Here is a 22403-nt window from a genome sequence, read left to right on the forward strand (position 1 = left end):
TGTTACACGCAAGTTTCTGCGGGGCGCAGCTCGTTTTAAAACGCCCGGGTAAATCGGGCCCGTTGCAGCATTCTCCAACACAGTGGTGGGCTCAAACTCACCCACATTCTAGAGACTATTTGCAGCATTGAGAATATGCTCCATAAATCTCCAAAAACCAGCACCAACCATGGTGCACATGAAAGGAGGCGTTGACCATGCCACTTAGCGATGCGGTCGGGGTTCTGCCCGGTGTTGGCCCCAAGAGGGTGGAAGCACTCGCGGACCTCGGTATCGTGACGGTCAACGACCTGCTTTTTTTTATTTTCCGTTTCGGTACGACGATTTGCAGGAGCGGGATTTGGCAACGGCCGTTGATGGTGAAAAGCTGACGGTTAAAGGCACGGTAGTGGCGGATCCGGTGATTGCTCGTTTTGGGCCACATAAGGTGCGCGTGACCGTGCGTTTACAGGTCGACCGCACCGTGATTCTCGTGTCCTTTTTTTTAACCAGCCCTGGTTGAAGGATCGGTTTCATCAAGGCCAAGAGGCAGCCATTTACGGTAAGTGGAACGTTGGGCGCAATGCGCTCAGCGCCATGCGGCTGGTGGCCACAAAGGACCAGGATGCTCCCTCAATGGCGGCAATTTACCCGCTGAGTCAGGCGGTTCACCAGAAGTTTTTGGTGGACACGATTAAGGTGGCGTACGAACATTACGCCGATGAGATTAAGTCGGTGGTGCCCGAACAGTACCGCACACGGTTGCAATTATTGACCGACCGCGAGTTAGTGCGCCAGATGCACTTTCCGGCTAATCCCGCTGAGGCTGCAGCGGCACGACGCTCAGCCATTTTTCGCGAGTTCTTTTTGTTTGAGGTGCAGTTGCAGGCAATCAAGCAAAGGGACACCGCGCAGGTCAACGGCTTGCGCATCCCCTTTGACAACCATAAAGTCCGCGCGTTTATCCAAACACTGCCGTTTGAATTAACTGCAGCCCAAAAGCGTGTGGTGAATGAAATTTGCGCGGATATGCTCAGTACCAAACACATGAACCGGCTGCTGCAGGGGGATGTTGGTAGTGGGAAGACCATCGTGGCGGCAATCTGCATGTATGCCGCTGTTACCGCACATTTTCAGGCGGCGCTAATGGTGCCAACGGAGGTGCTGGCTGAACAGCATTTCGCCAAGCTCAGCCAGTTATTCGAGCCTGTCCACGTTAGCGTGGCGCTACTGACGGGTGCGACATCGGCCGCTGATCGCAAAGTTATTTTGGAACGGTTGCGGTCTGGTGACCTGGACATCGCGATTGGTACGCACGCGTTGATTCAAAAAGGTGTTGACTTTAACGCCCTAGGTTTTGCCATTATCGATGAACAGCACCGGTTCGGGGTTAAGCAGCGCGAGGTTTTGCGTGCCAAGGGGTTGAAACCGGACGTTTTGTCGATGACCGCCACGCCAATTCCGCGTACGCTTGCGATTACCGCGTATGGTGAAATGGACGTATCCACGATTGACGAAATGCCGGCCGGCCGCTTACCCGTGCGCACGCTTTGGTTGCACAAACAGCAACAGGGTCGCGCGGTCCGCATGGTCGAGGAGGCCGTAGCGGCTGGTGGACAGGCGTTTGTGATTACGCCGCTGATTGCGGAGTCGGAGGCCGTGGACCTCAAGAATGCTGAGGCGGTGTACGCGGAGATGCAGGAGACGTTCGCGAGCAAGGCCGCCGTGGCGCTGCTCCACGGACGCATGAACCGGACGAGAAGGACGCCATCATGCGTGACTTTGCTAGCGGGCAAACTGCGGTGCTGGTTTCGACTACCGTGATTGAAGTTGGGGTCGACGTTCCGAACGCCACGATGATGATGATTCTCGATGCCGACCGCTTTGGTCTGGCTCAGCTCCACCAGTTGCGTGGTCGCGTGGGTCGTGGCCGCAAACAGGCGACGTGCATTCTTATTGCCGACCCGAAAAGTGACAGTGGTGTCAGTCGGATGGAGACGATGGTTGACACCAATGATGGCTTCAAAGTCGCTCAGCGTGACCTCGAGTTACGGGGGCAGGGCGATATTTTTGGGGCCAAACAGTCGGGCCTGCCAGATTTCCGTCTGGGCGATCCGGTCGGCGACTTTAACATTCTGGATACGGCGAACAAAGTCGCTTCCACAATTTTTACGGATGATCCAGGACTCGAAACACCAGGAAATGCAGTATTATCACGATATTTAAACGGCCGTTTGGCTCAAGCCGAAAGCCTAAATTAGGAGGACTTTTTCATGAAGATTGCTGTTGACGCCATGGGCGGTGATGATGCACCTGACGTAGTTGTTGCGGGTGTGGAGCGGGCACGGGATGAGGATACGCGCCTAGAGTTCCTGCTATTTGGCGACGAGCAACGCGTGCGGCCGCTCATTAAGAATGACGAACGCATCACGCTTGTGCCCACCACAGAGGAAATTTCCGGCAACGAGGCGCCCGTACAGGCGATTCGCCGGAAGAAGGACGCGTCGATGGTCAGGGCGGCCCGTGCGGTCAAAGACGGCGAGGCGGACGCTCTGCTGTCCCTGGGCAGCACCGGCGCATTACTGGCGGCTGGATTGTTCATTGTTGGTCGCATCAAGGGGATTGACCGTCCAGGGTTAATGCCCACTTTGCCGGCCGCAACGAACGACCACGGCTTTGTAATGCTGGACGTGGGCGCGAACGCGGACAACCGTCCGGTACACCTCTACCAGTATGCGGTTATGGGCAATTTTTACGCCAAGGATGTCCGTGGTATTGATAACCCACGCGTGGGGTTACTGAACAACGGGACCGAGGAGCACAAAGGTGACGAGTTACACCAAGAGGCGCATAAACTGCTGGCAAACGCGGCGGGACTCAACTTTATTGGTAACGTGGAGGCTACCGGTCTATTGGATGGCGTTGCGGACGTCGTGGTGACCGATGGCTTTACGGGTAACGCGGCGCTAAAGGCTGTGGAAGGCACGGCACACACTTTGCTGCACGCGTTGAAGGACACCATCATGAACAGCGGTGTGAAGGGCAAACTGGGCGGTTTATTGTTACGGAACGAAATTCGTGGCGTGGCGGACAAGTTTGACGCATCACGCTATGGTGGCGCGGTGTTGCTAGGATTGCAGGCGCCGGTAGTGAAGGCTCACGGGGCGGCGGATGCGCGGACGGTGTATTACACGATCAAGCAGGTGGCCGATATGGTGGACAAGCAGACGATTGCGAAGTTTGTGCAGTACTTTGAGGAACACACGATGGCGGCACCGGACGCAGAGTAATTGCGATTTGTCGTGCAAAAGTAATGGACATTGACGGCTTTTTAGAATATAGTGGTTCGGTAATTAGTGAGGAGGCTTACCGTGAGCGAACAGGAAATTTTTGATCAGATCTCATCGTTGTTACAGGACCACTTTCAGTTACAGGAGGGTACCATTACCCGGGACCTAAACTTTAAGCGGGACTTGGACGCCGATTCTATCGACATTGTGGAATTTGTGTTGGAGTTAGAGGACACCTTTAACGCCGAGATTCCGGATGAGGATGCTGAGCAAATCCAGACGGTCGGGGATGCGGTTGACTACATCGCCGCGCACCAGTCGGATAAATAATGAGTATGAATGATACGGGGCGGCCAGGGGCGGCCCCGTTTTTTTTAGAGAGCGGAGCAGGCCGTTTAGAAAGCAGAGTATAAGTTACTAGCACCGAAAGGCCCGCACTTGGCCTTTTGGTGCTAGTAGCTTATACGTCGCTTTCTGGCCTGCGCAGCTCGTTTTAATGCGCACAGGTAACGGAGGAGCGGGGTAGCATTGACCTGCAATGCAAGACCTAGTCCGCACTTGGCCTTTTGGTGCTAGTAGCTTATACGTCGCTTTCTGGCCTGCGTAGCTCGTATCAATATTGAGAAGTAACAAGGATAGTACGTCATCTCCGCTATTCATTCCGTAGCCCCCAAATTAGCACGCGCCACAGACAAAACCACCTTCCGCGCTATATTTGCCGCCACTATTCAGCCCGTAATTTGGTCACCCATGAACAGCGACAACCCTTTTAGTTAAGCTGGATGTTTAGTATAATGAGAAACAGCATTGAAGGAGGCAACTAATGGTCGCGATAGAGTTTACGCGTGAGTTACATAGTCGTTTCGGAATCGATTTTAATAACGTCGATTTGCTTGAGGAGGCGTTTACGCACTCAAGTTACGCGAACGAACACCGGGAATTAGGGGTGCACAATAACGAGCGGTTGGAATTCCTCGGCGATGCCGTCTTGGAATTAACCGTGTCGGAGTACCTGTTTAAGAAATATCCTCACGTCCCAGAGGGTAAGTTGACGCGGATGCGGGCTGCTGCGGTTCAAACACGTAGCTTTGCCAGCTTTTCTCGTGAGGCGCATTTTGACCAGTATATTCGCCTCGGTAACGGTGAGGAGAACGCTGGGGCCCGTCACCGCGACACCCTCTTGGAAGACTTGTTTGAGGCCTTTTGTGGTGCACTTTTCCTGGACCAGGGTCGCAAGCGGTGATTCGCTTTTGTGAGCAAGTTATTTGGCCACACATTGATGCTGGGGAATTTGAGGATACCCGGGATTTTAAAACTAAACTTCAGGAACGTTTACAGCAGGGTGGCGATGTGAACATCGAGTACGAGCTGCTGTCAGAACAAGAAGAAGACAATAATCAGCGTGTTTTCACCGTGTCCGTCACCGCTGACGGTCGGGAGCTGGGTCGGGGTACCGGCACCAGTAAAAAGCACGCGGAACAAGATGCGGCCCACCGCGCACTGAGTGATTTAGCGTAGGGTCGCAACACGAGGAGTGGCTGGATGTACCTGCAGGAACTTACGATAAATGGCTTTAAGTCATTTGCGGATAAAACCCAAATTAAATTTGATCCCGGGCTAACAGGGGTTGTTGGCCCCAATGGTAGCGGTAAAAGCAACATTACGGAAGCAATTCGTTGGGTGCTGGGTGAGCAAAGCGCCAAGAGCTTGCGCGGCGAGCGCATGGGCGACGTCATCTTTGCCGGCACCGATACTCGGCCACCGTTGAATCGTGCCGAAGTGACGATGGTTTTCAACAATGATGACGGCTACTTGGATCAACAACCGACGCAGGTTAGCGTAACGCGGCGGTTGTTTCGGAACGGTGACAGTGAATTTTTACTGAACAACAAACAGGTACGGCTCAAGGATATCGTGACCTTGTTCATGGATAGTGGACTGGGTCGCGATTCCTTTGCGTTCATTTCACAAGGACGAGTTGAGGCAATTTTCAACAGCAAACCGGAGGATCGTCGCGGTATTTTTGAAGAGGCGGCCGGGGTGCTGAAGTATAAGCAGCAGAAGGCCAAGGCGCAGGCACAGCTAGACGAGACGGACGATAACCTGGACCGGGTCCACGACATTGTGCACGAGTTGTCGGTGCGGTTGGAGCCCCTAGCCGAGCAAAGTTCCATGGCGCGTGAGTACCAGCGTCAGTCGGCGGAATACGCAACTTTGCACCAACAATTGCTTGCCCGTCAGGTACACGATATGGTTGGGCAGCAACAAGCTACCGAGCGGGCCGCACACGCGACCAAGCAGCGGATCGAGGAGCTGAACGATAAGATTGCTGGTTTGGAGGCCGAGTCTGACCGCCGCACCCAGGCCGCAACGGCACTTGATCAGCAGCTGGCTCAGGTCAACGATGAGTTACTTGCCAAGTCGATGAAGCAGCAAAGCCTGAACGGTGAAGAAAACGTTAGTAGCGAGCGTGTGCAAAACGCCGCGTCAACCCTTGCCGATCTGCGTGACCGGTTGGAGCGAGCTGAACACGACCGTGATGATGCGCACGCCCACCTGGCGACCATTAAGGCGGAACGGTCCGAACTGACCAATACCATTAAAGATTTACGGACACAAATTCGCGCCGCGGAACAGCAGGCCAGCACGCCGGCACAGTTGAACGAGCAGTTGGAAACAGCGCAGCAAGAGTATATTGACACGTTGCAGCAACAGGCCAACAACCGTAATGCGGTATCTGCGTTGAGCAAAGAAGCACAGCTGGCCGATAGCCAGCAAGCAGCCACGCGTAGCCGGTTGGCGGAGATTCAGGCCCAGCTGGACAAGTTGACCGCTCAACAGAAGGACGTGCAGCAACAAATCGATGCCGCCCAGAAAGCTCAGGATGAGGCCACCACCAAAGTCCGTGATGCTGAGGCCGCTGTGAATCAGGGGCAGGCCGAGTACCAGCAGCTGAACCAACAATTGATGGACCACAGCCGGCTTATACGCAGGCCAACGCGCGTTATAAAACGCTCAAGGAATTGAACGATGATTACGCTGGCTTCTATTCGGGTGTCCGGACGGTGTTGAAGAACAAAGACGGGCTCCCCGGTGTGGTGGGTGCAGTTGCGGAGTTACTAAAAATTCCCGAACGGTATCAAGTTGCCTTTGATCAGGCCATTGGTGGTAGCCTGCAAGCCATCGTTACGGCTGACCAGACCGCGGCTAAGCGCGCAATTAGCTTCTTAAAGCAACGGCGCGCCGGACGGGCCACGTTCCTTCCCGCTGACATTATCCGTCCCCGGGAATTACCGCAGAGCATTCGCCAGCAGTTGACCGGACAAAAAGGCTTTATTGGCGTTGGTATTGATCTGGTCGGCTTTGACCAGGGGCTGGCCAACGTGATGGGCAGCCTGATTGGTACTTTGGTCGTGGTTGACAACTCGATAATGCGGTGCCGATTGCGAATAGCCTGCACCACCGTTACCGTTTGGTTACGCTGGACGGCGATATTTTGAACGCTGGTGGGTCCATGTCCGGGGGGGCACAGCACAAGGGCAGCACCTCACCTTTGGCCCGGAACCAGGAAGCACAGCGATTGAGCACGCAGTTGGGCGCCATGACCGCCAAGTTAGATCAAGAACGTGCGGAACTGGCCCAACTCGAAGAGCGGATCACTGCCGCCAACAGTACACTTCGGGAGTACAGCAACCGCCTGACGGAGCTGCGCGACCAAACCCACACGACGCGGTCGTCGGGGCAATTGGTCGCCCAGCAGATTGGGCAGTTGGAACAACAAGCGGCTGCGCTCAAGGTCAACCTTCCTCAGGGAGAGGATGATATGGAGCAGCGGCAGGCTGACCTCACCAAGCAAGGCGAGGCCATCCAGCAAAAGTTGGACGACCTGCAGCGCAACATGACTGACCTCCGTGCCGCCTTGGCGGACCAAAGTAGCCAAGCAGCGGACCACCAGGAGCGGTTAACGCAATTGCGCACCGACCTAGCGGTTAAGCAGGAGGCGGCCAAGACGGCCACGGCACAGATTGATCAGTGGCAAGAAAGTGAGACTGCGGCGGTTGATCAGCGCAACCAGCTTGCGCAGCGGATTGCCACGATTGAGAAAACCGCGACCGAAACCGCGCAGGAGAAGGAAGAACGCAGTGCCACTTTGGCCCAATTAGGGCAGGACATTGCTGCGCTCCAGGCGCAACAGGAGCGCTTAAACGCCGATAAGGCCACGGCTCGGACCGAACTCAGTCGGGTCTCCGCCAGCATCACCACGGCGTACACTGAGCGCCAAGAGGTTATGGCGACCAGTGAAACTCAGTCGGTGCAGCTAAACCGGCTCAAAATGAACCTGGATGCAGCGCTAACGACCCTGAGTGAGGAGTACCAGACGTCCTATGAAGCGGCGATTGCCGCCGTGCCGGACGACGCGGTGCCTATTCCCGAACTGCAAAGTCAGATTAAGTTGTTGAAGCGTGGTTTGGACGAGTTGGGGCCGGTTAACCTGAGCGCCATTGACGAGTACCAGGAGGTTAAGGAGCGCTACGATTTCCTGACCGCGCAGCAAAATGACCTCGAAGACGCGAAGGCCCAGCTACTAAACACGATGGGCGAACTGGACAAAGAGGTGCAGGATCGTTTTGAGGAAGTCTTTACGGCCACCAGCTCGGCTTTCACGGAAATTTTCCCCCAGATGTTTGGCGGGGGTCACGCGGAGCTGCAGCTGACGGATCCAGAGAACTTACTGACCACGGGAATCGAAATTATCGCGCAGCCGCCTGGGAAAAACCACACCCGTCTATCACTACTGTCTGGTGGGGAACGGGCGTTAACAGCAATTACATTGTTGTTTGCAATTATCAAAGTTCGGCCGGTGCCGTTCTCAGTACTGGATGAGGTTGAGGCCAGCCTGGACGAAGCCAACGTCGACCGCTTTGGTGATTTCCTGAAGCATTATTCCAGTAACACGCAGTTCATTGTCATTACCCATCGCCGTGGTACGATGGCGGCAGCGATATCCTGTACGGGGTGACCATGCAGGAATCTGGCGTGTCCCGAATGGTGTCGGTGAGCCTGGACGATGCGGCTACGGTTGTTAGTGACGGCGAGCCGGGCTAGTTGATACCCGGAGACGCCGGAATGGTGCACCGTCGTTGAAGCTGATGCAGAACGTAAATGCATGATTAAAGGGGTGTATTGAATGGGATTATTTGACCGGATCAAGGCGGCCTTTTCTGGTAAGGAAGAGGAGCCCGAAACTGCCAAGTACGACGAGGCGTTGACTAAGAGTCGGCAAAGTTTTGGTGACCGACTGAATGCCTTATTTGCTAACTTTCGTACCGTTGATGAGAATTTTTTTTGACGACCTTGAGGACACTTTGATTGAGGCCGATGTGGGTTTTGACACCGCGGTTCGACTGACTGATGAGTTGCGCGAAGAGGTCAAGTTACAAACGCCCGGGATCCGCAACTGGTCGCGCAGGTTATCGTGCAGAAGCTCGTCGACTTGTATGATGAAGCCGGCGTGGACGAGGATAACAGCCTTCACTTTGCACCCGAGGGTAGCGGGCCAACCGTGTTCCTGTTCGTAGGGGTCAACGGGGCCGGTAAGACGACGACCATTGGTAAGCTAGCCAACCGCCTCCATCAGCAGGGCAAATCAGTCTTGCTGGCGGCGGGGGACACCTTCCGCGCGGGGGCGATTGAACAGCTGCAAGTCTGGGGTGAACGTGACGACGTACCGGTTGTTGCGGGCCCGGCTGGTGGTGACCCCTCGGCGGTGGTCTACGACGCCGTGCGCAAAGCGAAAGACGAAAACTTTGACGTGCTGATTGTGGACACGGCCGGACGTTTGCAGAACAAGGTCAACCTGATGACGGAGTTGGCCAAAATGAAGCGGGTCATTCAACGCGAGTTACCGGATGCTCCCCAGGAAGTGTTGCTGGTGGTAGACGCCACGACGGGACAGAACGCTTTGTCGCAGGCGAAGGAGTTCAATAAAACCACTGACATGACCGGGATTGTGTTGACAAAACTTGATGGTTCAGGCAAAGGGGGCATCGTGCTCGCCGTGCGTAACGAGCTCCACGTGCCAGTTAAGCTCGTCGGTCTTGGCGAAGGCATGGATGACCTGTCCGATTTTGACCCGACTAAGTTTGTGTACGGTCTATTCAAAGGCCTGATTGACGCCCCGCCGGCTGATGAGACGGTTGATGACAATCAGGAAGATGCAGACGAAAATAAGTGAGGTAGTACGAATGAGTTGGCGGGATCAGTTTGCGCCGAAGTTAGTTGAACTAGTCGACCAGGTGGACGCACAAATCGCACCACGGTTGGCTGCCATTGATGAACAAATTATTGAAAATCAGGCCAAGGTGTTGCGGAGTTTCCGGGAACACCACGTAGCTGAAAGCTACTTAACCGGGTCGACCGGTTACGGGCATAGTGATGAGGGCCGTGACGTGCTGGAAAGTATCTATGCCGACGTCCTGGGTGGTGAAGATGCTATTGTCCGCCCACAAATTGTTTCGGGTACACACGCAATTGGCGTCTCGCTCTTAGTTGGTACGGCCTGGTGACGAGATTGTGTACATCACTGGCAAGCCGTACGATACCCTGCAGGAGGTTCTGGGGATGGCCGGTAACGGCGTGGGGTCGCCCAAAGAGTATGGCATTGGGGTTGACTATGTTGACCTCCTGCCTAGCGGTGAAGCGGATATTCCGGCCATTCAGAAGCGGATTACACCCAAAACGACCGTAGTGGCGATTCAACGGTCCCGCGGGTACGCTACCCGCGCGTCGTTTACGGTGGCCAAAATCAAAGCAATGATTGATGCGGTGCGCGCGGTGGCACCCGACATAACCGTCTTTGTTGATAACGCGTACGGCGAATTTTCGGAAACTGTGGAACCCCTCCAGGTGGGTGCTAACTTGATGGCGGGATCGCTCTTCAAGAACGCCGGTGGTGGCATGGCTAAAACTGGTGGTATATCGTTGGTGACGCTGACCTAGTGGAGAAAGTCAGCTATCGGTTCACCGTGCCTGGTCTGGGTGCGGCGGAAGGTGCAACGGTGTCGGCACTGCCGGATATGTATCAAGGTTTCTTTATCGCGCCCCAAACTACGGGTAACGCAATCAAAGGGGCCATCTTTGAGGCGGCGTTGTTTGCGGCCTTGGGGATGAGTGTCAGTCCAACGTGGGATGCGCCACGCACCGATATCGTGCAGACGGTCAACTTTGGTAATCGCGAGGACATGATCCGGTTTGCGCAGGCAATTCAGGCCAACTCGCCGGTGGACTCGTTTGTCACGCCAATTCCGGAACGGATGGCGGGCTACGAGGATGAGGTGATTATGGCCGGTGGGTCGTTTGTGCAGGGCGCAACGATTGAGTTTTCTGGTGACGGGCCGATTCGACCGCCGTACACCATTTACTTGCAGGGTGGATTGACGTACGCCCACGTGAAGTTGGCGACTATTGGTGCGGCGCAAAGTACCTACTTTGATGAACACTAGGCTTGAGATAGTAATAGCGGAGTCCTTTTACAGGGCTCCGCTATTTGTTTTGATGTTTGGTGCCTTTGTTCGGCGGCTCCGGTTGAGCGGGGCCATTGCACGAACCCAGCTAGTTGGAACCAACGATTATGTGACGGCAATTTACGAAGTTTAGGGAAAACGTGGTTGGTGTCTGGGGCGCCCCACGTAAGCCGCAGCTCATCGGTCCGACCAACGCTGCCGTCAACCACCACCGTAGCAATCACGGCTTAGGGCACGTAAACTCCCACCCACGTGTTCGCACCACAAACTTAACGCTAGACAAACGCAGTGAGGATACGCTGGACGTTACGCAGCATCCGGCTGGATTCAGGCACCCGTTTGTGGGCCAGGATGAAGTCTAACGTGCCGAGGGCGACGGACGCAAACAGACTGGCCTGTATTTCGAGGTCCTCTTGATCAGGCGTGCTATCCGCAAAGTACTGGCGGTAGCGGTGCTCGATTTGTCGCTGTAGCCGGTCCCGAAAGTCCAGCGGGTCACCCCGGAGCGTCATCAGCGCGGTGAGGAGATCAATGCGCTCTGCAACGTAGGTACTCATGATGTCGCTGACTACTCGTAATACCTGTTCCTGGTCGTGGCGAGGATCAGCGGCAATGCGTAAGCGTTCAGATACAGCCCGGTCAAATCCGGTAATGGCCTCGCTGGCTAAACGTTCAGCCAGGTCAAACTTATCGGTGTAATGGCGGTAAAAAGTCTGGCGATTAATCAAAGCGGTGGCTGCAATTTGGGTAACGGTTAAGGTATCAAAGCCTGAACGGTTGACTAATTTAACAAAGGCAGCTTGAATTAGTCTGTTAGTGCGTTGGGTTCGTAAATCGGTCATGAAGACGACCTCCTTTGTGTTGTTGCCTGACAAGACCACGGACAATCTGTCGCAAAAAAAAGCGCGGTAACGTCGGGCGTTTGGCTACAATTACAATTAAAGTGTAACATAAGCTCATAATTACTCTTGTATTGTCGCATAAAGCGACGAAAATACCAAAAATCAGGGTTGCCTAAGTTCTCCAGATGTATTAATGTTTATCCGTTGGTAGGCGTAGTAATACTTGCCGCTGCGCCGATGAATCGCCCAAACGGGGCACTCAATTCTAAGCCAATAGAAAAGAGGGAACCATTTTGAAAAATGAATCCAAAGAACGTCAGCACAAGAAGACTAGTGAGAGTCGCGTTCACTTTGCCACTGAGACTAGTGGTGCGCAAAAGAGCCTAGCCGAGGTTAATGGTTCCGTCAGTGTACCGATGGACGGGGGTTACTGGAAGACCCTTCTAGCTTATCTCGGACCTGGCGCTTTAGTTGCCGTTGGTTATATGGACCCAGGTAACTGGATTACGTCCATTGCCGGTGGTGCTAGTTACAAGTACACGCTACTGACCGTAATCTTGATTTCCAGTTTGATTGCCATGTTGCTACAGGCCATGGCGGCACGGCTGGGCATCGTTACCGGTAAGGATTTGGCCAGATGACCCGTGAACGGACGTCCAAAGGCATGGGAATATTCCTGTGGATTGTGACGGAGTTGGCCATCATGGCAACGGACATGGCTGAAATTATCGGTTCTGGTATTGCCATCAAGCTGCTGTTTAATATTCCGCTGATTGTGGGTATTGCCATCACGTCGCTGGATGTCTTGATTCTGCTGTTACTGATGAAGCTCGGTTTCCGGAAGATTGAAGCAATCGTTGCCACCCTGGTGGCGGTTATCCTGTTCGTCTTCCTTTATGAAGTTTTGCTATCACAGCCAAGCATTGGCGGAATTCTGCGCGGGTTCATCCCGGATCCTGACATCGTCACGCATTCCTCAATGCTCTACCTATCATTGGGGATTGTCGGCGCAACCGTAATGCCGCATAACCTGTACCTAGGTTCGTCAATTTCGCAAACCCGTGAGATTGACCGCTCGAATGAAGCGCACGTTGCGAAGTCCATCCGTTTCACGGTGGCGGATTCAAATATTCAGCTGACCGTGGCCTTCGTCGTTAACTGTTTGCTGCTGATTCTGGGTGCGGCTTTGTTCTACGGCACTAACAGTGACCTGGGCCGGTTCGTGGACTTGTTCCACGCACTGAACGATTCGCAAATTGTTGGCGCGATTGCCAGCCCAGTACTCAGTATGTTGTTCGCGGTTGCCCTGCTGTCTTCTGGGCAAAGCTCGACTATTACTGGGACGCTGTCCGGTCAGATTATCATGGAAGGCTTCATTCACCTGAAGATGCCACTGTGGGCACAACGCCTGCTGACCCGGTTGCTTTCCATTACGCCAGTGCTGATTTTCGCCTTCATCTACCACGGTAATGAGGCTAAGATCGAAGGACTGCTAACCATTTCCCAGGTTTTCCTGAGTATTGCGCTACCATTCGCCATCGTGCCGCTGGTACTGTTTACGAGTGACAAGAAGATCATGGGGAAGTTTGCTAACAAGGCTTGGGTCAAGTACACTGCATGGTTTATCGCCATCGTGTTGACCATCCTGAACCTCTGGTTGATTGTTTCAACCCTACAAGAAGTATTTTAAGCGCTGAATAACATCAAAAAAAAGTTCCGACTGAGAATCGAATCAGTCGGAACTTTTTTAATGCTTGCAGATAAAACCGTGCCGCTAATTCCGAACGACGTGAACCACGGGTGTGCCATCAGCGGCCACCGTGACGCCCTGAATCTCTGGCGTGAAGCCGGAAATTGTGCAACGGCTCCGTAAAGCGTGTCAAAATAGTCAACGGCCGCCTGCGTCCAGGCTTCTCCAGGAACAACGACGAAGATTCCGGGAGGGTAGGGTAATGCACCTTCAACTGCGATACGCCCAACTGCATTACGCAAAGGAATGGTGTCAAAGTTGCCCCGCATAAACGCCGCGTCTGCAGTGGCCGCGGTCATCGGTGCCGACCGTTCATTGCTGTTTTGGAATAGGGTGGCTTGTTGCTCGGCGAGGTGGTTGTCGTTGAAGTAGTCTGACAATGTTTGTGCCAGCTCCCGAAGCGTCATGCCCAGGTAACGACCACCAGTTTCGGCGACTAACTGTGGGAGAACGTCCGCAACGGTCCGGTCGGCGAAGTAGTCTGCCTCGAACTGTCGTAGTACTGATAACAGTTGTTGCCAATCATGCCGATCACTACCGGGTGTCACCAGGAACAGCACGGAATTCGGGTCGGCCTTTTCCGGTACGATGTTGTGGTCGAGGAGGTAGCGGTCGAGGACCCACCCGGACACACCGCGGTCATGGCCGTTAGGCAGTACCACCGTCACTTTGCCGGCATCTAGGTAAGCCTGACCAGGACGAAGTTTGTTCATGCCGTGCCACTCATCATCGGGATGAAGCGCCCAAACGTCGGGGTCTGTGACCGCCTGCTGGTCCGGAACCTGAAGCATTGAAGGCGCATTGAGGGCGCGGAATAGCTGCGTATCAGTGAGGTCGCGGCGGAATTGTTGAGCGTCGGCGATTGCTCGTTGCCAGGCAGCTTGTCCGTGTGCGCTCTCGTTGAGCGCCACGTTGACCGCAAGTGAGGCGTAGACGGGGTACGAGTAACTGGTAGTAACGTGTTTTAAGTACGCGTGGTTAAACTGAGCGTGACTGATATACCGGTCTTGGCCCTTGATGTGCGCGTCCTTTTTGTGAATTTGTGACGTTTGTGCCAGACCAGATTGCTGCTTATGCACGGACTGGGTGACGAAAATTCCGGGATCGTCTGGCCCAAGATCCAGCTGCAGCGGGTCAGTTGGCCGCATGGCCGGGATGAATGGCTCGTAGCCACCCCAGGCCGCGTCAAAGGCAATGTAGTCGCATAGGGGACCGAATTGATCTAGCAGCATGCGCACGTTGGGTACGATGCCGTCGAAGGTTTCCAGCTCCAGAACTGCCAACCGGAATGGACGTGGGGCGTCCGCCTTTGCTGGCGCAACTTTGCGTACCGCCTCGCGGAGGCTATCCGTCGTCACGGTGCTCAAATCGACTGGGCCAATCAGTCCCTGGCTAGTCCGGAGCGTGTCGAGGTAGACTGGCGTGGCGCCATTCAGCACCAACGCGCCGTTATAAAACGACTTATGGTTGTTCCGGTCAAAGAGCACCAGATCGCCGGGCTGCAAAGCCGCGCTGGCCACAATGTTATTGCTGCCCGTCGTTCCGTTGGTTACGAAGTACGTTTTGTCCGCATGGAATAGTTTGGCGGCGGCCTGCTCAGCGGCTAGTGGGGTGCCGCCGTGGGTCAGCATGTCGCCGAGGGCCGTGACCACGTCGCTAGTGTCGCTGGCAAAGAAGGTATCGCCGTACGCCTGGTGGAACAGGTAACCTGCCGGAGCGAGGTCATCGTAATGGCCGGCATGATGTCCGGGTGTAGCAAAGGTGGTGGGGTTGGCGTGACTAAAGTCGAGCAGATCCCGTAAAAAAAAGCGGGGATTTCCTTGGCCTCGTAGTCGTTTATAGCGTCGGTGATGTCGGCTGGGGTTAACGCGTCCGCATTGGCAATGGGGATGACCCGCAGCTGACCGGAATCCATCGTGGCAGGGTCGCCCAAGACAAAGGTGGGGATGGGTAACGCGGTACTGCGTAATTGACGCCACGCGTTGGTGTCGTCGGCCGTGATGACGGCGGCACCAATTGCTCCTGGCACCAGGGCATCGAGGTCGACCCCGTCAATTTGTGGGGCCATTTTGCCGGCCGCAGAGGTAATTGCAACGTTGAGATACATAAAATAATCAGGACCTTTCAGAAAATATGTACTGTCGTAACTTGTTCGTGTATAATAATTCGGTTATCGTACGCTTAGTTTTAGGTGTCATCCACGATAATGAGTTTGACTAGTAATGATGAACTCAGTACAACCACTAGAATACATATTTAGGTGAATTAAGTGAATACAAGTTACGGATATTTCCGAAATAAACCGCCGTGTTTGCGAATGTCATTGTGTTGGTCGGCATTTTAAGAATACGAGGTTATATTATTATGCAAGATGCACCCATGTTAGGGCAGCCACGTCAAAAGTATATGGCGTGGCCCGTGCTCGGACTGTTAGTTTTTGTTACCGTAATTGGGTTTGAAAACATTCTCTACCCGTTCCAAAACCAGGGGCTCTCCGTCATCTTTTCCTGGATTTTTCTGTTGTTGGCGTACATCGTGCCGTACGCGCTCATCTCGGCGCAAATCGGGACCACGTTTACCCAGGATGGGGGCGGTTTAGCACCTGGGTGCGCCACACTTCCGGCGATACGCTCGGTTACGTGGTCAGTTGGATGTACTGGTCCAGCACGTTACCATACCTCATTGATGTATCAAATTCGGTCATTGTCGCAATTTCATGGTTGTGGTTGGGTAACAACAAGTTGGACAAACACATGTCCACATTGTGGTTCGGCATTTTCACCTTCCTGGTCATCCTGATTTTCATTATTTTGGAAAACGTCTTTAGCCGCTCCATGGAGGTCATGTCGCTGATTGGTGGGGCCGCCATGTTCTTGATGGCCGTGCTCTTTGTCGTGCTGGCCGCAGCGGGGATTGCGAAGGGTTACCATCCAGCTAGCAACCTGTTCGACCTGAGTGCGTACAAGCCCCATTTTTCCACGCATTATTTTTCGACGACGGGTCTACTGATCTTCGCGACTTCAGGTGCTGAACTTGGTGCCACGTACATTCAGCAGGTGCGCAACCCCAAGAAGGAGTTTCCTAAAGCCATGTGGATTCTTGCCATCATGACGGGTTTCCTCATTATCTTTGGTTCCCTGGCGTTGGGCGTGTACTTCGACGCGAACCATCTGCCTAACGACCTGAAAATGAACGGCTCGTATTACGCCTTTCATTATTTAGGCCAACAATGGGGCGTCGGTAACCTGTTCATGTACATGTTCGCCGGCACGCAACTGGTGTTTATGCTCGCACAGTTGGCTGTGCTTATTGATGCCGCTAGCCGGGTGCTATCAGCTGACACCGCCGCACGGTTCATGCCGCAGTGGCTACTGAAGAAAAACCGTCAGGGTCGGCCCATCCACTCGTACGTATTTACCGCTAGTCTGTGTTTATTCTTGTTGTTGTTGAGTAGTACGTTGCCCAACATCAACACGATTTTCAACTGGCTGTTGAACCTGAACGGCATCGTGTCACCGTACAAAACCTGCTGGGTGTTCTTCGCCTTCCTGGCATTGCGGCTCAGTCGGATAAGTTCCGGTCTGGCTATACGTTTATTAAGAACAAAGCTGGCGCGATGGTCGTGGGCGGGTGGTGCTTACTCTTCACCTTTGTTTGTGCCACGATGGGCTTCATGCCGCAGGAAGCGGCGTGGGGGACCCATGCGTTTAACCACCAATTACTAATGAATGGGGTTTCCGTCCTTGTACTCTTTGGCTTAGGCTTTGTTATGCCCATGATTGCCCGTTATGAGGCGAAAAAGCACGGGACCGTGTTGATCCATTAATAATCAAATTGACCGCGTGACTAGTTTAAACTGGTGGCGCGGTTTTTAAACGCTAAAATTACGCCCCGCGACCGATGTGCATGTCGAGGCTAATTGGTATCGTCGTGTGGTCTGATTGCGGAGTGAGTCATGCGCGTCAGGAATGTGTCGGGACATTCTTGCTTGCAAGTCGCGGTCACCGTCGGTAGAATTGTATAAGTACAAAAAGGGGCTGAGATAATGGAGCTAGCTAAAACTAACCGGATGAACAGTCTGTTTGATTTCTACCACGGGTTGTTGACGGCCAAGCAGCAAGAATACTTGGAACTGTACTACGGTGACGACTACTCCCTCGGCGAAATTGCGGAGGAGTTTGGTGTGAGTCGGCAGGCAGTTTACGACAATATCCGGCGCAGCGCGTCCGCTTTGGAAGAATACGAGCGGCAATTGCACATGCTCGCTGATTTTGAGGCGCAGAACGCGGCGGTTGACGCTTTGGGTCAGTACTTGCGCAGCCACTATAATGATGATCATGAACTTAAACAACTGTTAGCACGGGTTGAACACCGTGTCGCGGAAGAATAAAAGGGGATTAATATGGCTTTTGAAGGGTTAACGGAGCGATTACAAAACGCCTTTAGCAAGTTACGCCGCAAGGGCAAGGTTTCTGAAAGTGACGTGCGTGATGCCATGCGCGAAATTCGGCTAGCCTTACTAGAAGCCGACGTTAACTTTAAGGTTGTTAAGGACTTTGTCAAAGAAGTCCGCGAAAAGGCGATCGGCAGTGAGGTGCTCGATAGCCTGACGCCCGCTCAACAAATTGTCAAAATTGTTAACGATGAATTAGTTAAAACGATGGGGGCCGAAGCGGTACCCCTCAACAAAGCACCGCATATTCCGACCGTCATCATGATGGCCGGGCTACAAGGGGCCGGGAAAACGACCACGGTCGGTAAGTTGGCTAAGTACTGCAGGAAAATGAGCACGCGCGTCCATTGCTGATTGCCGCCGACGTTTACCGTCCTGCCGCCATTAAGCAGTTACAGGTGGTTGGTGAGTCTGTGGGCGCGCCCGTCTTTGAGATGGGTACCGATACGGATCCACGGGAGATTGTGCGTCAGGGGATGGCCCAGGCGGCCGCTAACCACAACGATTACGTGCTGATTGATACGGCTGGGCGCTTGCAAATTGACGCCAAGCTGATGCAAGAACTGCAAGACATTAAGGAAATAGCGCACCCCAACGAAATTTTGCTGACGGTGGACGCCATGACCGGTCAGGCCGCGGTCGATGTTGCCCAGGGATTTAACGAACAACTGGATATTACCGGGGTCGTACTGACCAAGTTGGATGGCGATACCCGTGGTGGGGCAGCACTGTCGATTCGTTCCGTAACCGGTAAGCCAATTAAGTTCATCGGGCAGGGCGAAAAGATGGACGCGTTGGACGTCTTCTACCCCGACCGCATGGCTAACCGGATCCTCGGCATGGGCGATATGCTGACGCTGATTGACAAAGCGCAGAAGAACTTTGACGAGCAGCAAGCGGCCGAGGTGGCGGAAAAGATTCAGGCCAACACCTTTGATTTCAATGACTTTATTGATCAAATGGACCAGGTTCAGTCCATGGGTGGCATCGAGGACATCATGAAGATGATTCCGGGAATGGCTAACAATCCGCAACTTAAAAATATGCACGTGGACCCCAAAGACATGGACCACATGAAGCCATTGTGTACTCAATGACCGAAAAGGAACGGACGAACCCCGAATTGTTGAACCCTTCACGTCGCCGGCGGATTGCTGCTGGTTCGGGACGCCCGGTCCTGGAAGTTAACCGGATGATTAAGCAATTTAAGCAAGCCCGCGACATGATGAACAAGATGAGTAAGGGCAACATGGGCGGCATGGAACAGATGATGGGCGGCGGTATCCGCGGGCGCATCGGAAAGATGGCCATGAACTCTATGGTGAAGAAGCAAAAGAAGCGTAAGCAGAAGCGGTTGAAGATCAAGCACCGGAAGTCATAGGCGGCATTGGGGACGAGGGCAAGATTAGGCGGGGGTACGGCTGCTAATCCCCAAAGGCCAGGCGTATTAACATTAAGTAGAAGGAGAATGTGGCTTTGTTCCTTGCGTTACTCGTGCGTATGAAAACGAGCTACGCAAGGCAGAAAGCGACGCATAAGATACTAGCAGCAAAAGGCAAGGAACTTCGATATTCACTTTGGTTGTTGATGAGACTACGCTTTCTCGGTACTCGTGCTTATTGAAACGAGCGGAGCAGGCCAGAAAGCGACGTACAAGGGACTCCAACCAAAAGGCCAAAAACGGGCCTTTCGGTTGGAGTCCCTTGTACTCTGCTTTCTAAACGGCCTGCTCCGCTCTCTAAAACGGCCTGCTCCGCTCTCTAAAACGAGCTGCGCCCCGCAGAAACTTGCGCGTAACCCGCTACGGCAATGAAGCCAAACCCGGGCTTCACCGCCGTAGCAAGTTACGCTCCAGTTTCTGAACGCGGGGCTCCGCTCTCTACCCGTAAAGAAAAACCCCTTTACACCTCTCCGCGCGTCTGGTAAACTATTGCTTGTTAAGAATTACTAGGAGGATATACACATGTCTGTAAAGATTCGCTTGAAGCGCATGGGTTCCAAGAAGAACCCGTTCTACCGTGTTGTCGTTGCCGACAGCCGTTCACCTCGTGATGGCCGGTTCATCGAAGAGGTTGGTTACTACAACCCATTGACGGACCCCGTTACCGTTAAGCTGGACGAAGACTCTGTCTTCAACTGGTTGCAAAAGGGTGCTCAGCCTTCTGACACCGTTCGGACTCTTCTGTCCGCTCAGGGTATCATGAAGAAGTACCACGAAGCACGTTACACTAAGTAATCATGGTCACAATTGAATCGTTAATCCGTGATTTAGTGGTGCCGCTGGTGCACAATCCCGATGCGGTTCAAATCACGCGACGTGAAGAAGAACGGTTTATGGTGTTTGACCTCACCGTCGATGCACATGACGTGGGTGCCGTGATTGGTCACGGCGGCCAGGTGATTCGTGCCATCCGCACGGTGGTGTACGCCGCTAAAAGTCCTTACTCCAAACGAGTGCGACTGAACGTGGTCGATGCCTAACGGGCACACAATAAACTGATAGTGTGGGGGTCGGGACGTTGTCCTGGCCTTTTTTGATTCCGTATTTTGCATGAGGAGGACATTTTTATGCCTGAAATCCTACACGTAGGAAAAAATTGTCAATACCCACGGCATCCGTGGTGAAGTGAAAATCGTCCCCAACACCGACTTTGCTGACCAGCGTTTCGCCGTTGGGGCCAAGCTGACCGTGCTCACCACGCCACCCGTCGCGGTCACCATCGCGAGCGCCCGTGAGCACAAGGGCCTACCACTCGTGACCTTTCGTGGTTACACGGACATCAACCAGGTGTTGCCGTTCAAAGGGGCCTTGTTGGGCGCCACTGGGACTCCTGACGTTGATTTAGCCGATGACGAGTTTATGTACAAAGATATCATCGGCTTGGACGTGGTGGATACTGCCGGCGCTACGCTTGGTACGGTGCGGGAAATTCTCAGTCCGGGAGCCAACGATGTGTGGGTAGTCAACCGTCCGGGTCACCAGGATTTGTTACTGCCGTATTTACGGTCGGTTATGCTCAAAGTAGATTTGGATAACCACAAGGTGACGGTGGACGTACCAGAAGGGTTGGATCCAGAAGATGCAAATTGATGTATTAACGCTATTTCCTGATATGTTTGCCCCGTTAACCCAATCCCTGATTGGCAAAGCCGTGGAGGATGGACTACTGAACCTCAACCTAATCGACTTTCGTCAATACGCCCATGATAAGCACCAGCACGTGGACGATACGCCGTATGGTGGCGGGGCGGGGATGCTGCTAAAACCCGACCCGCTGTTCGAGGCCATGGACGCAATTAACGAGCAGGATGCAAGGTCCAAGCGTGTCATTCTGCTTGACCCGGCAGGCCGGCAGTTCAACCAAGCGGCCGCGGATGAGTTGGCTCATGAAGACCACCTTGTCTTCATTTGTGGACACTACGAGGGCTATGATGAGCGTATCCGCACGTTGGTCACCGACGAGTTTTCCCTAGGTGATTTTGTGATGACTGGCGGCGAGATTGCTTCCATGGCGATGATTGACGCCACGGCCCGTCTTTTGCCCGGTGTGTTGGGCAATTCGGTTTCTCCAGAAACGGATAGCTTTCAGAATGGTTTGCTAGAGTATCCACAATATACGCGACCGGCGGAGTACCGCGGGATGCGGTGCCGGAAGTGTTGCAAAACGGCAACCACCAGCTAATCAACCGGTGGCGACTAAAGGAAAGTTTGCGGCGCACCTACCTGCGACGTCCAGATTTGCTTGAGGGTCTGGAGTTGGACAAAGACGCGCAGAAGCTACTGCGCGAGGTGCGCGGCGAAGAGGACAGTAAGGCGGCTGCCGCGCGATTAAACCTTGATAACGATTAGATGATTACGAAGATGGTGGCACCAATAACAACCGGGTAACCCTGGTCGAGGAGTACGCCGATGAAAGTATTGCGTATTGGGCTGAGAAATGCGGGCATCTGCATAGTGATTTCTATTGGTATCGGTGTGTACTATGGCGAGAATATTTTCACCGCAGGATTTTGGGCGCTACATGTTGGACAGATGTTGAGTACACTCGTCGTTGTCGTGGCATCGACCTACGTTTGGTACGGGCTCCGTTCAGAACGTCTAGCGGACCGGGTCAGGCGTTGCCGGCATGGTCACCGTAAGTAGGGGCTTGACCGGTCAGAACCACACTTGCGAACTAATGTATGAATGATTGGCCCGTCCTCAACCATCATCAAGGTGTGTTTGCAGTCGAAGTAGATCAATAGAAACGGATAGTAACCGTTGGTAGTAACATACGGCTATCATTTATGAATAAACTCCAGCAACCGTTTAGTTTAAAAAAATTAACTTAGTTCATCCGCCCAAATAGCCAATGAGCTCATCGCTTGGGTTAACGGTCGTCAATTTCCAAGGGTGATACTCTGCTAGTACTACATGAATTGTGAGTTTGTGGAAACACCAAACGGCCAGTATAATGGCGGATCCATTTTAAGATTAGGGTTGCACGTCTGTTGGTGTTGTTGTTCCAGTAGCGTGAGGCTGCGTCGGTCGGACCGGTGAGCGTAGGCGTGTGGGGTCGGAATGGT

General features: G+C 53.6%; 8 protein-coding genes and 11 pseudogenes. 17 read left to right on the forward strand and 2 right to left on the reverse strand.

Translation table 11 applies throughout. The features are described from left to right. Positions 1–197: 197 nt before the first annotated feature. From recG to JCM12539_RS09985, 9 genes and pseudogenes are all read left to right on the forward strand, one after another. Positions 198–2240: pseudogene (gene recG / locus JCM12539_RS15295) on the forward strand (ATP-dependent DNA helicase RecG). 12 nt (positions 2241–2252) lie between these two features. After that, positions 2253–3269, forward strand: a complete 1017-nt coding sequence (gene plsX, locus JCM12539_RS09960) for a phosphate acyltransferase PlsX (protein WP_054651154.1) — start codon at positions 2253–2255, stop codon at positions 3267–3269. Positions 3270–3350: 81 nt separating this feature from the next. Continuing rightward, positions 3351–3599 carry an acyl carrier protein gene (gene acpP, locus JCM12539_RS09965; RefSeq protein ID WP_054651156.1) on the forward strand — a complete coding sequence of 83 codons (249 nt, stop codon included), beginning with the start codon at positions 3351–3353 and terminating at the stop codon, positions 3597–3599. A 493-nt stretch (positions 3600–4092) separates the two neighbouring features. Continuing rightward, positions 4093–4787 (forward strand): annotated as a pseudogene (gene rnc, locus JCM12539_RS09970) (ribonuclease III). A gap of 24 nt (positions 4788–4811) precedes the next feature. Continuing rightward, the gene (locus JCM12539_RS14260) at positions 4812–6296 is read left to right on the forward strand and encodes a chromosome segregation SMC family protein (protein WP_225350342.1); all 1485 of its coding nucleotides are present in this window, start codon (positions 4812–4814) and stop codon (positions 6294–6296) included. Further along, positions 6293–6769 (forward strand): SMC hinge domain-related protein, encoded by a 477-nt coding sequence (locus tag JCM12539_RS14265; protein ID WP_225350343.1) that lies wholly within the window; start codon positions 6293–6295, stop codon positions 6767–6769. The genes JCM12539_RS14260 and JCM12539_RS14265 overlap by 4 nt, the downstream gene beginning before the upstream one ends. Before the next feature lie 398 nt (positions 6770–7167). Continuing rightward, positions 7168–8375, forward strand: a pseudogene (locus tag JCM12539_RS14270) (AAA family ATPase). Positions 8376–8457: 82 nt separating this feature from the next. Further along, positions 8458–9504, forward strand: a pseudogene (ftsY, locus tag JCM12539_RS09980) (signal recognition particle-docking protein FtsY). A gap of 10 nt (positions 9505–9514) precedes the next feature. Further along, a pseudogene (locus tag JCM12539_RS09985) lies at positions 9515–10771 on the forward strand (methionine gamma-lyase family protein). A gap of 296 nt (positions 10772–11067) precedes the next feature. Here the strand turns inward: JCM12539_RS09985 and JCM12539_RS09990 are convergent. Beyond that, on the reverse strand, positions 11068–11634 hold the full coding sequence (locus tag JCM12539_RS09990; protein ID WP_054651158.1) for a TetR/AcrR family transcriptional regulator: 567 nt from the start codon (positions 11632–11634) through the stop codon (positions 11068–11070). Between the two features lie 290 nt (positions 11635–11924). On the opposite strand from JCM12539_RS09990, the pseudogene JCM12539_RS09995 reads away from it, so the two are divergent. After that, a pseudogene (locus JCM12539_RS09995) lies at positions 11925–13324 on the forward strand (Nramp family divalent metal transporter). A gap of 84 nt (positions 13325–13408) precedes the next feature. On the opposite strand, the pseudogene JCM12539_RS10000 reads toward JCM12539_RS09995, so the two are convergent. Then, positions 13409–15452 (reverse strand): annotated as a pseudogene (locus JCM12539_RS10000) (Orn/Lys/Arg family decarboxylase). Between the two features lie 311 nt (positions 15453–15763). Between JCM12539_RS10000 and JCM12539_RS10005 the strand changes: the two are divergent. The 7 genes and pseudogenes from JCM12539_RS10005 to trmD all read left to right on the forward strand — a co-directional run bounded on the left by JCM12539_RS10005 (position 15764) and on the right by trmD (position 21687). After that, positions 15764–17210 (forward strand): annotated as a pseudogene (locus tag JCM12539_RS10005) (APC family permease). A gap of 219 nt (positions 17211–17429) precedes the next feature. Continuing rightward, positions 17430–17774 (forward strand): putative DNA-binding protein, encoded by a 345-nt coding sequence (locus JCM12539_RS10010; RefSeq protein ID WP_054651160.1) that lies wholly within the window; start codon positions 17430–17432, stop codon positions 17772–17774. A 12-nt stretch (positions 17775–17786) separates the two neighbouring features. Beyond that, positions 17787–19218, forward strand: a pseudogene (gene ffh, locus JCM12539_RS10015) (signal recognition particle protein). Positions 19219–19800: 582 nt separating this feature from the next. Next, positions 19801–20073, forward strand: coding sequence for a 30S ribosomal protein S16 (gene rpsP / locus JCM12539_RS10020; RefSeq protein ID WP_054651162.1), 273 nt, complete (start codon positions 19801–19803; stop codon positions 20071–20073). Positions 20074–20075: 2 nt separating this feature from the next. After that, the gene (locus JCM12539_RS10025) at positions 20076–20318 is read left to right on the forward strand and encodes a KH domain-containing protein (RefSeq protein WP_054651164.1); all 243 of its coding nucleotides are present in this window, start codon (positions 20076–20078) and stop codon (positions 20316–20318) included. A gap of 87 nt (positions 20319–20405) precedes the next feature. After that, positions 20406–20928 (forward strand): annotated as a pseudogene (gene rimM, locus JCM12539_RS10030) (ribosome maturation factor RimM). Continuing rightward, positions 20918–21687 (forward strand): annotated as a pseudogene (gene trmD / locus JCM12539_RS10035) (tRNA (guanosine(37)-N1)-methyltransferase TrmD). The pseudogenes rimM and trmD overlap by 11 nt, the downstream one beginning before the upstream one ends. The last annotated feature ends 716 nt before the right edge of the window (positions 21688–22403 follow it).

The organism is Lacticaseibacillus pantheris DSM 15945 = JCM 12539 = NBRC 106106 (assembly GCF_001311175.1).
GTDB classification, from domain to species: domain Bacteria; phylum Bacillota; class Bacilli; order Lactobacillales; family Lactobacillaceae; genus Lacticaseibacillus; species Lacticaseibacillus pantheris.

Excerpts from the sequence above, each read along its gene's own strand:
- JCM12539_RS14260 (WP_225350342.1), top strand. The coding sequence starts at position 4,812 with ATGTACCTGCAGGAACTTACGATAAATGGCTTTAAGTCATTTGCGGAT.
- rpsP (WP_054651162.1), top strand. The coding sequence starts at position 19,801 with ATGTCTGTAAAGATTCGCTTGAAGCGCATGGGTTCCAAGAAGAACCCG.
- JCM12539_RS10025 (WP_054651164.1), top strand. The coding sequence starts at position 20,076 with ATGGTCACAATTGAATCGTTAATCCGTGATTTAGTGGTGCCGCTGGTG.
- JCM12539_RS10010 (WP_054651160.1), top strand. The coding sequence starts at position 17,430 with ATGGAGCTAGCTAAAACTAACCGGATGAACAGTCTGTTTGATTTCTAC.
- JCM12539_RS09990 (WP_054651158.1), bottom strand. The coding sequence starts at position 11,634 with ATGACCGATTTACGAACCCAACGCACTAACAGACTAATTCAAGCTGCC.
- plsX (WP_054651154.1), top strand. The coding sequence starts at position 2,253 with ATGAAGATTGCTGTTGACGCCATGGGCGGTGATGATGCACCTGACGTA.